The organism is Paenibacillus qinlingensis (assembly GCF_031455095.1).
Classification (GTDB): Bacteria; Bacillota; Bacilli; order Paenibacillales; family NBRC-103111; genus Paenibacillus_E; species Paenibacillus_E qinlingensis_A.
Genome location: NZ_JAVDSB010000026.1, coordinates 1 through 16,553, shown reverse-complemented (window position 1 = coordinate 16,553; position 16,553 = coordinate 1). Strand labels below are relative to the sequence as shown.

The 16,553-nt window shown below is 46.3% G+C and carries 9 protein-coding genes and 1 rRNA gene; all 10 read left to right on the top strand.

What is annotated here, in order from left to right:
- The first annotated feature begins 62 nt into the window (after nt 1–62).
- Nucleotides 63–1,781 (top strand): extracellular solute-binding protein, encoded by a 1,719-nt coding sequence (locus tag J2736_RS32085; protein ID WP_310502622.1) that lies wholly within the window; start codon nt 63–65, stop codon nt 1,779–1,781.
- A gap of 53 nt (nt 1,782–1,834) precedes the next feature.
- A complete protein-coding gene (locus J2736_RS32080; RefSeq protein ID WP_310502621.1) occupies nt 1,835–4,099 on the top strand; it encodes a glycoside hydrolase family 30 protein in 2,265 nt (754 codons plus the stop codon).
- A 1,000-nt stretch (nt 4,100–5,099) separates the two neighbouring features.
- A complete protein-coding gene (locus J2736_RS32075) occupies nt 5,100–7,385 on the top strand; it encodes a helix-turn-helix domain-containing protein (protein ID WP_310502620.1) in 2,286 nt (761 codons plus the stop codon).
- Nucleotides 7,386–7,652: 267 nt separating this feature from the next.
- A complete protein-coding gene (locus J2736_RS32070) occupies nt 7,653–8,621 on the top strand; it encodes an ABC transporter permease (RefSeq protein WP_310502619.1) in 969 nt (322 codons plus the stop codon).
- 13 nt (nt 8,622–8,634) lie between these two features.
- A complete protein-coding gene (locus tag J2736_RS32065) occupies nt 8,635–9,522 on the top strand; it encodes a carbohydrate ABC transporter permease (RefSeq protein ID WP_310502618.1) in 888 nt (295 codons plus the stop codon).
- 57 nt (nt 9,523–9,579) lie between these two features.
- Complete coding sequence (locus J2736_RS32060) at nt 9,580–11,217, top strand: type 2 periplasmic-binding domain-containing protein (protein ID WP_310502617.1); 1,638 nt, start codon at nt 9,580–9,582, stop codon at nt 11,215–11,217.
- Between the two features lie 105 nt (nt 11,218–11,322).
- On the top strand, nt 11,323–13,212 hold the full coding sequence (locus J2736_RS32055) for a heparinase II/III domain-containing protein (protein WP_310502616.1): 1,890 nt from the start codon (nt 11,323–11,325) through the stop codon (nt 13,210–13,212).
- 31 nt (nt 13,213–13,243) lie between these two features.
- Nucleotides 13,244–13,915, top strand: coding sequence for a hypothetical protein (locus tag J2736_RS32050; RefSeq protein WP_310502615.1), 672 nt, complete (start codon nt 13,244–13,246; stop codon nt 13,913–13,915).
- Nucleotides 13,916–13,930: 15 nt separating this feature from the next.
- Entirely contained in the window at nt 13,931–15,982 is a 2,052-nt protein-coding gene (locus J2736_RS32045; RefSeq protein WP_310502614.1) for a CBM96 family carbohydrate-binding protein, read from the top strand.
- Between the two features lie 391 nt (nt 15,983–16,373).
- A 16S ribosomal RNA gene (locus tag J2736_RS32040) occupies nt 16,374–16,553 on the top strand; the annotation flags it as partial.

Below are 16,553 nucleotides of genomic sequence, written 5' to 3'. Positions count from 1 at the left end.
TCATCCAGTATCGGATTCACCATGCTTATCAAGCGTTTCATATATGAAAGGGGTACGTAGACATGAGAAATATGAAAGTGAAGCTTGCTTTAGCGGGAACGGCTGTACTTGCTTTAACGGTTATCGGCTGTTCCAAGGATGAGGGAAGCACTTCTACTGCATCACCAGCGGCATCGTCATCAGTGTCAGCGGCACCAACCAAAGCGCCAGAGGTTCGCAAAGACATTACCGTAACCGCTTACGACACAGGACGTGTTTCCCAAGATGAAGGAACCAATGAGTCCAATCGCTGGACCAAATGGATCAACGAAAAAGGGCCTGAGAATGTGAAATTCACAGCGGTTTCTTTTGCCCAAATTAAAGAAAAAACGAATGTCATGTTCGCCTCTGGTTCTGCTCCAGACCTCTTAATGGTGTTTGATCCAACGATCAGAAACCCCTTGTACGAGCAGAAGCAACTGCTGCCTCTGGATGATTTGATTGCAAAGAGCTCCACAGATTACAAAAAGCTGCTTGAGCAAAATCCACTGCTCCGTAAAGCTGGCACCAAGCCAGATGGCAAGCTCTATGAAGTTGGCCATATTCAATGGGTGAATCCGCTTCGTGGCGTCATTATCCGTACAGACTGGTTGAAGAAGCTCGGTCTCGACATGCCGAAAACAACGGATGATTTATATAAGGTTGCGAAGGCTTTTGCGGAACAGGATCCAGATGGCAATGGTAAAAAGGATACGTTTGGTATCGCCTTGGCTGGCTCCATGGAATACACAATCAACCAAATGTTCTATGCGATTAAGCCTTGGGTTGTCAAAGACGGCAAGTTGACGTACAGCTGGGAAAACATTAAGGTTGCAACCGATTTTAAGAAAAAGCTGTACAGTGAAGGCATTGTAGATAAGGACTTTTTCAATGATAAAAATATGGCGAAGGCCAAACAAGACTTTATCACAGGTAAAGTTGGCATCATTTCACCGAACTTTAATACACCGCAGGATATCGTGTCACAGTTTCTAGATCCGCTTCAAAAGAACGTACCTACTGCAACGATGACGCTGATGCCGTTCCCGACAAGTCCATTCGGACGCTATACGCCTTCGTTGGAAAATCCGGTGCAAATGACAGGTGCCGTTGCGGCCTCCACGAAAAATGCAGACGCTGTGATGAAATATATTGATTTCATGGCGAAAGACTCCACGGCCGATGTGTTGGATAATGGGACGGAAGGCGTTCATACGAAAACGGTTGACGGTTGTGCACAAATTATCGATGCCGACAAATTTAAGAAAGAAGTTAGCGACATCACGGTTTATATGAAAATGCTGACGAATACAGGCTTGCGCTTTAATAAATGTTCCACAGCAGCGGTTCAGTATAAGAGTGACCCACGTGTGCAGGATTACTACCAATTGCTGCGTGATACTTACCTAACATTCGATTTACCTTACGCAGAATTGACGCACTCGGAACATATGCCGCAGCTGCCGAAAGATCTTGCAACGATTGTGACGAACACAGACAAACAAGTGAATAGCATGGTTGGTGCTGGGAATGGGACGGTTTGGGCCAAATCCATCGTGGAAGGCGATAAATACTCCACCGAAGATGCGATGAAAGAAGCGATCAGCATTTGGGAAAAAGCAGATGGTAAGAAAGTCGAAGAGTGGATGACCAACTGGTACGCAACGCAGAAAGATAGTGCTTTCTTAGCGAAGGACATGTATGAAATCGCGAAGCAGCAGGATCAGAAGTATAAACAAATTATGAGTGAAATTAAAAAATAATCCTTAGGGGGGCAGACGCATCAGAGCGATCTGCCCAGTAAAGGGGAACTACGATGGAAAATCAGACGCGAGTCATTAAGTGCGTGGATGCCAAGCAGGGCCGAGTGTTTGAAGGCATTGGCGGCATTACGAGCAACGGCATGTCAAAGCTGCTTATGGATTATCCGGAGCAGCAGCGTAACGAAATTATGGATTTATTGTTTAAGCCGATGTATGGGGTTAGCTTACAGCATTTGAAGGTGGAACTTGGTTCCGATGTGAACACTTCGGCGGGTACCGAGCCTTCGCATATGCGGAGTCGAACGGACTTTGACATTACGCGAGGCTACGGGCTGCCGATCGCTAAGCTGGCTAAGGCGATTAACCCAGCGCTGCTGCTAGACGCGTTGCGCTGGGGGACGCCGCTCTGGATTCAGAACGATGAGGATAAGCTGGCGTATTACTTGAACTTTTTGCGCGGAGCAAGGGACGAATACGGACTCGAATTCGATTTCCTCGGTCCGGATATCAATGAGGGCGCATTCAGTCGCGACTGGACGGTGAATACGCTGGTGCCTGGCCTCAGGCGGGAAGGCTTCGGCCATATCAAGCTGGTCGCTGACGATAGCGACCATGGCTGGGATATCGCCGACCATGCGGCCGAGGATCCGGAGCTGTTCGAGGCTGTGCACGCCTATGGCGTGCATTATCGCCAAGACAGCACGGAGACGGCCAAGGTCAGCGGGAAATCGCTATGGCTAAGCGAGGACCTCGCGCCATTCCGACACAGCTTTAGCCGAGGTGCTTTGCATATCGGCAAACGCATCATCGACATGTATGTCGATGGCAAGATGGTGAAATACGAGCTGCATCCATTATTGGAGGCCGAGTACGAGAACACGCCATTCAATTACAAAGGCATCTTAGTTGCCACTTGGCCATGGTCGGGGCATTACCGGATCGATCCTGGTTTTTGGGTAATCGCTCATTTTACACAATTTATGCAGCCAGGCTGGATCTATCTCGATGACGCATGTGGACAATTGGAGACAGGCGGCTATGTGACGCTGACCGATCCCAACACGAAGGATATCTCTATCGTCGTGCTTAACAATGGACCAGCGTCATGTAGTTACCAATTCAACACGGGGAATGCCGATCGGAAGCTGTATATCTGGAAGACAACCGAATATGCTCATTTTCAACTGGTTGCTACACATCTGGAGTCAGATGGCCCGTACCAATTCACAGCCGAGCCATATGCCATCTATACGATCACAACGACAACTGGGCAGCGTAAAGGCGATGAAGAACTCAGTATAACAGCGGAATCGGTATTCCCACTTCCGTATAGAGATGATTTCACGGACGGTCGTCCCAGTGGCAATCCGAAGTATTTGTCCGATCAAGGAGGCGCATTTGAATTCGAGTCGAATTCTGATGACGGGGGCCTAATCCTTCGGCAGCAAGTGAAGGAAGAGCAAATCCCGATTGACTGGACGTATCGTCGAACACCCGAACCCTATACGCTCTTCGGCAGCCTGGAATGGACCAACTATCGTTTGTCGGTAGAAGTCCAGTTGGAACAGCAGGCAGGCTATATCGGATTAGGCGGCCGCATCAGCTATACATCCAAAAGCAATGAGCCGCCGGAAGGCTACTGGCTGCGCATGCGACATACGGGGCGGTATGAGCTGATGAAAGGGAAATATCCCCTTTTGCAGGGAGACACAACCGCCTTGGATCCGCAAGCGTGGTACGCCTTGGAGCTGGCATTCGAAGGCAGAACCATCAAAGCCTATTGGAACGGTGAGCAATTGTTTGAGTATACAGATAGCGAGATTCCGAGCGGCCATGCTGCGCTCTTAAGCAGCTATCATCGTCACGCCTTCCGTGGATTGCGGATCGAACCCATCCGGGAATCTTCTCCTGTGTCGTGTACGCGCTACCTAAACACAAATCCAGCCATTCATTATTCAGGTGAGTGGGATCGTGCTGATGGTGATTGGAACGTCTACGCTCGAACACTGGCCAAATCAGGTACAGCTGGAGCTGAATTATCATTCCGATTCAAGGGTGAAGCTGCCAGCGTTATTGGGAAGAAATGCGCAGACGGTGGATTCTTCGATGTTTACCTGAATGGTACATATCAAGGGACAGTTGATACGTATAAACAGCAAACTGGATTCCGCAAATCAGTTTATAGTGTGTCTAGTTTAGATCCTGAGACAGAGACGGAGATTCGATTAATTGTCAAAGGGATGAAGCATCCAGAATCCGTAAATACGCATGTGTACATTAACGCCGTGGAAGTAGTTGCAGGACAGCTACTGTCTTAAATGTGTATTAAATATTGAGGGCCAAGAGTCATTCTTGGCTCTTTTTTTGCGTGGCAGTCTTCAAAAGCTCCCCCCATAAATTAGAAAGCTGTATTCTAGGCTGGACTTTGCTCAGATTACTCCTTTTCGAGACTCATTAGTCCGACATTAGAGACTGTCGATTAAATATTTCAGGGGTGCAAAATTTAGCTGTAGAGTAGAGAAACGTTCTGTCAGGTCATTCTAAATCGATTTTATATTTTTTGCTTTGAGCCCACTCATTAAAATCGATTGTAGGGCAAACGCTTGGGAATTAATCGACAGTCTCCATTATCGAATTAATTTCACTGTCTGCGCCAACATATCTTCATTAGTCCTAAATAGCCTAACTAAATAGACCGAAACGCACTCTTCTTACAAACTGGGTAAATAGTTCAGCAGATTCTGACTATTTGTGCTTTTGTGAGAGGTATCCTCGTTTTAATTCGGAAATATCGGACTAACACTTACTCCGATGCTCAAAGCACAGCACATCGCTGACCCAGCGCCGCATTCGCCCCAATAAGACCCTAAAAGGGTCTTATTGCCCATCAAATCGCTGACCCAGCGCCGGCTTGGCCCCAATAAGACCCTAAAAGGGTCTTATTGCCCATCAAATCGCCGCCCCAGCCCTGCATTCGCCCCAATAAGACCCCAAAAGGGTCTTATATCCCATCAAATCGCCGCTCCAGCCTCAGATTCGCCCCAATAAGACCCCAATAGGGTCTTATTACACCGCCCATGGCTAACCCAGCCCCAGATTCGCCTCAATAAGACCCCAAAAGGGTCTTATATCCCAACATTTCTCGAAGCCCTCCATCAACTCCACGCTCTAACACACCAGTAACTCCCCGTATGACTATTAATCACTCATGACAAGCCTCAAATTTATGATATAGTAGAATTAATGCTTGAAAACGCTTTATCACGCTCCCGATCTGCCATCATTCATCCCACCTTGCAAGGAGGTGCTCCATCTTACATGTTTAACATCCGAGCTAGGATGAGCACTATCTACTCACGAATCCTCTTGTTCAACATTTTGCTTGTGATCATACTTTCGTTAGCGCCTCAGCTCTTTTATATCCACTATTTCTCTACCGCCTATAATCAAGAAATCAATAGACAAAGTACACAAGATGTCAGCAAGCTGAAATACGCTGTGGACGAAACAATCTTAGATCGTGTCATCCGGTTGGTGAATATTTATTTCTCCGATATTCCAAGTAATGAAGTACTCGCTTATCCGCTCACACACGATATTAGCGGCAATGGCTACAAGATTGCTGAGGTTAGCAACTTTTTGACGGACATCCCTTACAAGTTGAACTTCTTGCAATCCGTTGAAGTGTGGTATACAGCGGGAAACGTGTACATTAATGATAAATATAGTTCGTACTTGGATTCGGCAGGCTCGCTCAAAAGCTTAGATGAAACATGGATTAATTTCCTGCGTACGATGAATACTCCCAATCGGTGGTTGCCCCCTCGTGTAACCACGCCATCGAATACGACAGTGATCACCTATCTATCCAATATTCCGTTGATCGATAGCCTCGCGAATCGGCAAGCTGTCGTTGCCATTAACATCAAAGAGAGTGCGATTCACAATCTCATTCAATCCTCTCCGACAGATGGAGAAGTATTATTTATTGTAGATGAAACAGGAAAAGTACTCGTCCATAGCGACAGCCAACTCGTTGGTCAGAATTTGAATCAGAAGGATTACATGACGACGCTTCTGCAACAATCGCAATCAGGTACATTCGAAGCTTCCGTCGACGGCGTCCAAAGTGTCGTTTCCTTCGCCAAATCCAAGTATAACAATTGGAAATACGTATCCGTCATTTCGATAGATACCCTGTATCAGAAATCCAAGCAGCTCAAGAACTATTTGCTGATCACAACGATCGGCCTGCTCACGGTAAGCTTGCTTTTCTCGATATACATGACCCACTGGGCGAATAAACCACTGCGTAGCATCATTCAAACCATTCGCAATTTAGGAAGTTCAGATGGCGAAGAAAAGCATGCGAAGAACGAGTACACGATGCTTCATCAGGTGATCGACCGCGTATCCCATACGATTACTGATTTGAATCATCAAATGGAGACGAATAAACCAATTATTCGCGACAAGTTCATCATGCGGCTGCTGCAAGGGGACCTCAATCAGACCGATCCACAAGTAGCGAATATGGAGAAAACGCTCCAGCTTCATTTTGACGGTGAGAAAACAGCCTGTATGGCTCTTAAGGTTTTCGGTACAGAGGGAATTGGCCTGAAGAACGAGATGATGATTCAATACAGTATGCTGCAGCATGTTGAAGAACTTGGTAACTATAAACTAAATTCGACCATGGATAACGCCGGGCATATTATTGTGATACTCAATTATTCGCACCAATTGGATAAGGAGCAAATTCACAGCAGTATCAGCCAGCAGATGAAAGGGAGATTCGTAATCGGCTTCGGACGTGAGTACGACCATGCCTACGCCAACATCGCACAATCCTACACAGAAGCATGCGAGTGTTTAAACTACGCCTTCATCATGCCAACGGAATCATGCATCGCTTATGAAGACCTCGCCATCGCTCAACGCAAAGAGCACGGAAGCGGCCTGCAAATTATCGAGCAGCTGTCTGTCGCTGTACGTAATCGGAATCAGGAGATGGTGACTTCGATTCTGGATATATTACGGAAAGCGCTAGTTTCGGGCAGGTATCATATTGATTATTGCCGCAATACGGTTTTTGATGCGATTTCAATTATCCGGACAACCGCGATTTCAATGGATATTGATTTAGAGCGATTCCTTGGTTATGACATTCGGGATTATGGCAGGAAAATGGACAATGTTGCTGATTTAACGGACTGGCTCACTGGTGTAGCTGTGCAAATTATGGAGTACAACACCACCACTGCGACCAATGATGACCCAGGTACCGCGCTAGAACGTCAGATCCTTGCCTACATTGAGCAGAACATTTATAACGAGATCTCCCTTTCTTCATTAAGCGAAGGCATTAATATGAACTCGAGCTATGTGAGTCGGATCTATAAATCCGTTATGGGGTCGAATTTCTCCGAGCATGTGGCTGGGATCAAAATGAAACACGCAGAAAGCCTCCTCAGAGAAACGGACTTATCGATTAAAGAGATCGCAGCGAAGCTCGGTTATACGAGTCCTCGTTATTTTGCAAATGTGTTTAAAGAGAACTTCGGGTGTACGCCCAAAAGCTATCGAGATAGCCTCGAAAGCTAGTCCTCCCTACGAGAGCTGCGATGCACTATGCATGGCAGTTTTTTCTTTGCCCTAGAAAGCAAAAAAACAACACAGGTAAAAATATCTGTCATCCCACAGCAGAAACACGCCACGAATCCATGATTCTCACGAAGACGTAAAAAAAACAGCACTTCCGTAAAGTTATTGGGCGTTGTCGATCTCCCTGCATAGGCCGTACGATAAGGGCATTAAAACAAAACAAATCAAATTGCACAGCACACAAGACTTCGGAACAGGAGGCATGGCATGGAAAGCAACGCAATCATCGCAGCACGGGAAGCAAAGCAGCGCGTGCAACCGCAGATCAATAAAGAACGTGCTATCAAGCTGTATTGGAAACAAAAATATTTTTTCTTCATGTTAATACCGGTCATTGCCTACTACCTCATCTTCCACTACGCCCCCTTATATGGAATTGTTATTGCCTTTCAGAATTACTATCCACTTAAGGGCGTCGCAGGGAGCGAATGGGTAGGGTTAGATCATTTTAAGGAGCTATTCACGGGTCTGTATTTCTTACCGGTACTGAAGAATACCCTTATTATCTCTACGTATAAATTGATTTTTGGCTTTCCAGCACCGATTATTCTCTGTCTCATATTGAATGAGGTACGCCTAGTTTTCTTCAAGAAAGCCGTTCAGACCATCACCTATTTACCGCATTTCATTTCCTGGGTAATTCTTGGTGGTATTGTGATCGAATTTCTGTCACCGACACGAGGTTTGATCAATGCGATCATCATGGAATTTGGCCATAAACCGATCCTCTTCGTGACGAGTGAGACCTACTTTCGGTCCATCCTAGTCCTCTCCTCCATATGGAAAGAAGTCGGTTGGTCAACGATCATCTACCTAGCAGCAATCACAAGTGTTGATCCAGAGCTATATGATGCAGCGGATATGGATGGGGCGGGACGTCTCCGGAAAATATGGAACATCACGATGCCATCCATCATGCCAGTCGTAACCATCATGTTCATTTTTGCGGTAGGCGGCATCATTAATGATGACTTTGATCAAATTTACAACTTGCTCAATGCCTCCGTTCTCTCCGTTGGTGATGTAATTTCTACCTATACGTATCAGATAGGACTTGTGAAAGGCGATTACAGTTTCGCAACGACTGTCGGTTTATTCAAAAACATCATTGCCTTTTTCCTCATCTTGCTAACCAATTATGTCGCAAAGAAAACCAATGACTATTCCTTATGGTAGGTGATTTCAAAAAATGGTAACGACACGCAAGAAAAAGAAACGAACCTTTGAAGATCTCTTAATTGATACGATTGTCTATACAACGCTCATTCTGCTCAGTGTGCTGACCATTATCCCCTTCATGCAGGTCGTCACAGTGTCGATGAGTCCGCCAGAAGTGGTGAGCAGTTACGGTATTCATCTGATTCCACTCAAATTTGATTGGGATGGCTATCGCAAAATTCTAGCGTATCAGCAAATCTGGACCGGGTACCAGAATACGTTCGTTCGCGTGATTCTAGGTATTATCGTCTCCATGACCCTAATGATTCTAGCAGCGTATCCCTTGTCCAAAAAGAATTTGGTGCATCGCAAGTTTTGGACGATTTTCATGGTGTTTACGATGTTTTTCAGCGGTGGCTTGATCCCGACCTATTTGATTGTCAAAGGCGTCGGTCTCTATAACAGCGTATGGGCGCTTGTGCTGCCTGTCGCAATTAATACCTTTACCATGCTGATTATCCGCAATTACTTTATGTCCCTACCCGAGGAGATTCAAGAGTCAGCCCGTATCGATGGGGCGAATGAGTTCCTTATTCTAACGCGCATCATCTTGCCGATTTCCATCCCGATCCTCGCTACAGTGGGCCTGTGGACGATGGTCTACCATTGGAATGAATGGTTTAACGCCATGATTTATCTCAAGGATTCGAAGAAAGCGGTCCTGCAGCTTGTGTTGCGCAAAATTATGTTTGAAGGCTCTGAGCCACAGGCTGTTGAGGCTGCGAATACGATTTATGCGAACACCGACACGATGAAAATGGCTGCACTCATGGTATCCCTGATTCCACTGCTTGTTGTTTACCCTTTCCTGCAAAAATATTTCGTCAAAGGCGTCATGATTGGCTCATTAAAAGGTTAATCCCAGCCCCCTCACAGGGGATGGTTCACTAACATACATGTCTAGGAGGGTCTAAAAATGAAGCGTAAAGCAATTCGTCATGTAGGCAGCTTGGTGAGCGCAGCTTTATTAGTAGGGAGTTTGGCAGCATGCAGCAGCGGCACAGAGAGCAGTACGACAAGTACCCCAGCACCCGCAGCAACAGGTACAACAGCAACAGCAGCAGCGAAGAATGAAGCACCAGTAACAATTGAATGGGCAGGCTATAACATCAACGATGTAGCACCAGATGCGAATTCAGAGATCATACAGGAAGTGTCCAAACGTTTTAATGCGAAAATCAATGTCTGGACAGCGGATTCGCAGAAATACAGTGAAGTGTTCAACGTCCGCATGGCATCGGGAGAAATTCCGGATATTTTGAGGCTGAAAGGCTTTGAATTATCCAAACTCGTGGACAGTGGGGTAGCCGCTGAAATTCCAGTAGATACGATCAAGCAGAAAGCACCGAACTACTACAAATTAATCATGGACAATGACACTTCAGGGTCAGCTTTCCGCTCCAGCATGTACAAAGGCAAAAACTATGGCTTGTCCGCTTTCCAACTTGACGGCACCTATCCAACCAGCCTTGTATGGCGCACCGATTGGCTCAAGAATGTCGGTATTACCAAAGTACCTGAAACGTTAGCTGAGTTTGAGGATGCGATTTACAAGTTTACGAACAATGATCCTGATAAAAATGGCAAAAAAGACACGTACGGCCTCTCCAGTACGGCTATGCAAACAGTGCTAGGCGCCTTCGGACCGATCCCGACGGATGTCATCAAAGGAACAACGCCTTACTCGGCCCTCTGGTATACCGTGAAGGATAACAAAGTGACGATGGATGCCATTCAACCAGAAATGAAAGAAGGCCTCAAGTTGCTGGCCAAATGGTACAAAGACGGCGTCATCGATCCTGAATTCGTAACGGGTGAAAATAAGGGCGGCTATTGGGCGACTTCGCATGCCTTCATTAACAATCGCGTTGGTGTAACAGGTAACGTGATGTACTACCACTGGACACCGCCGCTTACAGAGGGAGATAAAGGTGGGGCCGTTTATCAAGAATTTATCAAAGTGAAGCCAGATGCCAAATATGAGGAAACCTGGTCACTCGGCAAAGCCATTAAAGGACCGGATGGCAAAGCCTATGGTGCAAACATTTGGGGTTATAATAACGAAACACTCGTGATTACCAAGAATGCAGCGAAAGATCCGAGAAAGCTGGATACAATTTTGAAAATGCTGGATACACTCGTCACTGACAAAGACTATTACATGCTGGCTAACTACGGTGTCAAAGACAAGGATTATGCGATTAACGCAGACGGCTCTGTCGCTTCCAAGCTCAAAAATCCAACTGAAACCGCACAACGCGGTGTCTCCACATTCGGTATGTACACGAACAATCCGGATGTAGTGAAGCAGATATTCAAAGCGAAGTATGTCGTCGCGGATAAAGTGAAAGGAACAGGCACACCGCCATCTTATCTGCCAAGCGTAGAAGCTTCCGGCAAGTACACAGCGGATTTGCAGAAGCTGACGACGGAAAACTACATCAAAATCATTACAGGTGAGCAAACCGTTGACTCCTTTGATGATTATGTCAAAAAGGCACGATCAGCCGGAGCGAACGAGATTGAAAAGCAGTACACCGAGGTCATTAAATAGTTAGCAAATGAATTCATTTCTCTAAATTAGAAGACTGTCACATTCGTAGCCAAACTGCAGATGAGGCGGTCTTTTCTTTACCCCAACAAGGAGGAGCTTAGCGATATGAAGCTGACAGATTTCATAACCAATTCCGATGTGAGAACTTATATTTTAGGCAAAAGCATGGCGGGACGCATTTTTCCAGCACGCGATGATCGCGAGGCTTGGGCTGGCGTACCCATCGACTTACAGCAAGCTTGGGTGACACAAGCAGAGTCGTACCTGGACTATGAATGGCCATCTTTGCGTGCGACCGCCTTCATGGCCTACTTCGAAGAGGGAAGCCGTAAGCCTTACGATTCGGTTGAAACAGAGAGACGCAATGCGCTTTGCACACTCCTAATCGCGGAATGCATCGAAGCCAAAGGGCGGTTCTTGCGGGAAATTATGAACGTCGTTTGGCTCCTTTGTGAGCAGACGACGTGGTGTGCGCCAGCTCATCATTATTTATCCCTGAAGCCAGAGGAGTTTCTTTCGAATGTCGAGGAGCCCTTATTTGATCTGTCGGCGGGTGAAACCGCAGCGCTACTCGCTTGGACATTTCACTTGCTGAAGTCGCCTCTAGATGAGATCTCTCCCCTCATTAGAGCACGCATCCGTGTGGAACTAGAACGCCGCATTATTGCTCCCTACATGGCTCGAAATGATTTCTGGTGGATGGGCTTTGGGGAACGAGAGGTAAACAACTGGAACCCGTGGTGCAATGCGAATATGTTAACAGTCTTGCTATTGCTGGATATGGAGCCAGAGCGGAAAGCAGCGCTCTACGATAAGGTGCTCCGCAGCTTGGATCGGTACGTAGAGGTGCAGTTCGATGATGGCGGCTGTGATGAAGGTTCAACCTACTGGGCTAGAGCGGCCGGGATGCTGTTAGTCAATCTTGAACTATTGTATCGTGCTTCGGACGGTGCGCTGTCGGTCTACGACCAACCTTTGATTAAAAAGCTAGGACAATTCGTCTACAACATGAATATTGACGGTCACTACTATGTTAATTTCGCAGATGGCTCGGCGATCGCTTCACAGGACTACGGCATGATCCATTTATATGGTTCGCGTATTCAGGATGATCAGCTGCGTGCATTGGGGCAGATTGGGTTCCGCACCTATCGAGTTCCTGATCGCAGAGGGAAGGGGATTTCTTTTTTTCAAGAAATGATCAGCTTGCATAGCTTTGCCAATATTCAGCAGGAGGCAGCGCTGGCTCCCCCTCTTAAACAAGATGTATGGCTTCCGAATCTGCAAGTGATGGCCGCCAGGGAATTAGAAGGTTCGTCTCAAGGCCTATTTGCGGCAATCAAAGGCGGTCACAATGATGAGAGCCATAACCATAATGACATCGGTCATTTTGTGATTTATGTGAACGGGAAGCCGTTCTTAATTGATATCGGGGTAGAGATGTATACCCAGAAGACGTTTAGCCCACAGCGATATGAGATCTGGACGATGCAGTCTGGCTATCATAGTGTTCCGGTCATCAACGGTTTTGAGCAAAAGGAAGGCCGTACCTTCCGCGCGGAGGACGTCACTTATGAGAACAGTGTGGACACTGTTCGTTTCGGGGTAGAGCTAGCCAGCGCTTATCCTGCTGAAGCGGGTGTGCAGAGTTGGCACCGTAGTCTAACGTTGCGTAGAGGGCTGAACCCAATCATTGAGCTGCAGGAGTCATGCTTGTTTACAGAGCCTACTGATCAATTGCTTCTCCACATGATGTCGAGCCAACCTCCCCAGCATCTTAAGCAGGGCCAGATACGTTTGCAAGATCAGGCGAACAATCAGCTCATCCTTTTTTATGAGCACGAACAATGGGAGGCCGTAATTGAGCACATCACCGTAACAGACGAAAGCCTGACGCGCGTGTGGGGCGACAGCCTGTATCGCATCCAATTTCAACTTCGTCATGCCGTGCAACAAGGCAATTGGGTGTTTCAAATGGCTGAAAAACTAAAATAAACGACAAACCTGTCTATGGAGGAGGGGAATTATGAAGCCAATCGTGATCTTATTTCTTCTTTCTATATTTGCGACTACAGGTTGTACGGAATGGCAGAAATCATCATTGGCAGGTCCTTCTTATGCCACAGTCGCCTATATCAATGATGTAGCGATAGATGAGCGCGAGTTTCAGCTGTTCTTGAATGATGTGAAGGCGCAGACGGCGGGTTATTTCAAGAAAACCTATAACGCGGATGATTCAGACTCCTTCTGGACGAAGAGCTTTCAGGGGGAAGTGCCTATCGAGAAAGCTAAGCAACTTGCCCTAGAGCGATTGAAAGAGGTTAAGGTTCAACAGCTTTTGGCCCAGCAATACGACCTTGTGAATGATCTTAGCTATACAACCTTTCTTGCGAATTGGTCTCAGGAAAATCAGCGCAGGGAGAAAGCGATTAAGAATAACCAAGTCATCTACGGTCCTAGACAATATGAGGAACGCGGCTATTACACGTATCTCTTTTCTAACTTAGTCTTGAAAGTAAAAGCCGTGTTTAAAGAAAAGACTGTACCGAAGGGAGGTGATTGCGCCAGTAGTGGCCTAACGGAAGATCAACAGCAACGTGCGCTGGACGCTAGTTACGCAGAGCAAGTGAAGCAATTAGTAGAAGCTGCACAAGTGAGGATTGTGGACCACGTTTTTCACGCAATGAAGGTACAGTAGAGAGGAGAATGATTGATGAGAGTGTCAAAAGCATTTCAACTATGCCTGTCAGTAGGGCTAATTTTCACACTTCTGATGACAGTCGTCGTATCCATGCCAGGGCTAACGATCACGACGTATGCGAATAATACGACCTACTATGTGGATTCGGCTGCAGGCAATGATAGCAATAATGGCTTAAGTACAGGGACTGCCTGGCAATCGTTGACCAAAGTCAACAGCACGACATTTTTACCTGGGGATAAAATCCTTTTTAAATCGGGCTCCGTTTGGACGGGGCAATTGCACCCGCTGGGGTCTGGATCATCGGGGTCACCCATCATCATAGATAAATACGGCACAGGCAATAAACCGATTATTAATGGGAATGGGCTCACCGGAGGAACGGTCTATTTTTACAATCAGCAGTATTGGGAATTGAATAACTTGGAGGTCACGAATACATCAGCTTCGGCAGGTGACCGTTACGGGGTCAAGGTTGAGGCGCACGATGTGGGAACCTACAACCATTTCTATATTCGAAATATGTATATCCACGATGTTACGGGAACGAATACCGATGCGTTGAAAGTTACCGGAGGTATCTATGTCCTTGTATCTGGTACCGCGGTAAGAACCAAATGGAACGACGTACTCATTGATGGTAATACAATTGAACGGACAGATCGTACGGGAATAAGTAATGGCAGCTCTTGGGGGAACAACGACGGGGCGGGCAACTTCGAGCCCTACACGAATCTTGTGATTAGCAACAACACGCTGAATGATATTGGCGGAGACGGTATTGTCATGAGGGCATCCATTAATGGATTAATTCAATATAATGTTGTGAATACAGCGCATGCGCGGGATACCCATTACAATGTAGCGATCTGGGCGATCAATAGCACGAGTCCTGTGATGCAATATAATGAAGCCTACAATACCAAAACAACGAATGACGGCCAAGGGTTTGACTGCGATTTTAATTTGACTGGCTGTACGGTTCAGTACAATTATAGTCATGATAATGAGGGTGGCTTTCTGCTAGTTATGGGAAGTGGAGCAAAACGGAATGACAATATGATTGTCCGCTATAATATCAGTCAGAATGATCGCGCGCGTATTTTCCAATTTGATAGCAGCTACACGCCGTTAAATAACCAAATTTATAATAATACGTTCTATATTGGTTCTGGATTGAGCACAAGCTTCACAACCGGGATTGGTGGAAGTAATCCGCTCTCTGTTAAAAACAACATCATCTATAACGCGGGCAGCGGTGGCTACTTGGTAAAAGCCAATGACGTGTATGATTACAACGTTTTCTATGGTAACCATCCTGCCAGTGAGCCAAGCGATGCTCATAAATTAACGAGTGATCCACTATTGGCTGGAGCGGGCAGCGGTGGTATTGGTTTAAGCACAGTCAATGGCTATAAGCTGGGAACAGGTTCCCCAGCCTTATCCTCTGGTGTCCTTATCAGTAATAATGGAGGGAAAGATTACTGGGGCAACACCGTTTCATCGTCGACTGCACCGAATCGCGGCGCTTACAATGGAGCGGGTATCGTCCTTACGACGCCGAATACATGGATAGCCGTGGATGATGCGAATGTAAGAGACGGCACTTACGCTACAGCGAATCAAGCTGGAACAACGGCTGTTACCGTTGATACGAAGAACGATTTAACTAGCTACAAACGTGATGGTTATTTTAAATGGGATTGGAATAGCTATAGCGGGACTGTCTCTAACGCAACGATCACATTGAAGCCAATCACAGTTGCAATGAGCGGCATCCAAAATGAGGTCGCACTCGTTAGCGACAACACCTGGACAGAAGGCGCCATCACATGGGATACGAAGCCTTCTTCCAGCACTGTGCTTGGCACCTATACAATTGTAGCGGGTACGCCGATTACGATTAATGTAACTTCTCAAGTACAAGCGGCGATGTCCACCGGCAAGAAGCTTTCCATTCGGGTGTACAGCACGTCACCTGTGCATTCTAATGGGAATGTGTCTTATGCTTCAAGTGAGAGTATCACCACCACGGATCGGCCCAAGTTAACTATTACACCATAAGCAATGTAAAAGAGTTGAATGCTCCGACATAGATATCGACATTTCGTGTCGTGATGTCTGGGCATTTAGCTCTTTTTTTTGAGTGAATATTTTTTTGTGAATTGGAAAAATAAAACATTGCTATCTGATTGTCATCCATGCTATATTACAAATCCGGCCAAGAGATAGACAAGAAATAGACAGGCTGGTAACGAAAAAAAGAATTCAAAAAAAAGCTTGCAATTAAAAAATGAACATGGTATATTACTTCTCGCTGCTTCGGTAACACGGCAGTGAGCGAAAGAAATTGATCTTTGAAAACTGAACAACGAGTGAGTAAGCACAGTCGAGTAATCGACTATAAAAGAGATTGCAAAATCTCGCTAGCTTCAAATGAGCAAGTCATCTTTCTATTATGGAGAGTTTGATCCTGGCTCAGGACGAACGCTGGCGGCGTGCCTAATACATGCAAGTCGAGCGGGTTTGTCCTTCGGGACAAGCTAGCGGCGGACGGGTGAGTAACACGTAGGCAACCTGCCTTTAAGACTGGGATAACTATCGGAAACGATAGCTAAGACCGGATAACTGGTTT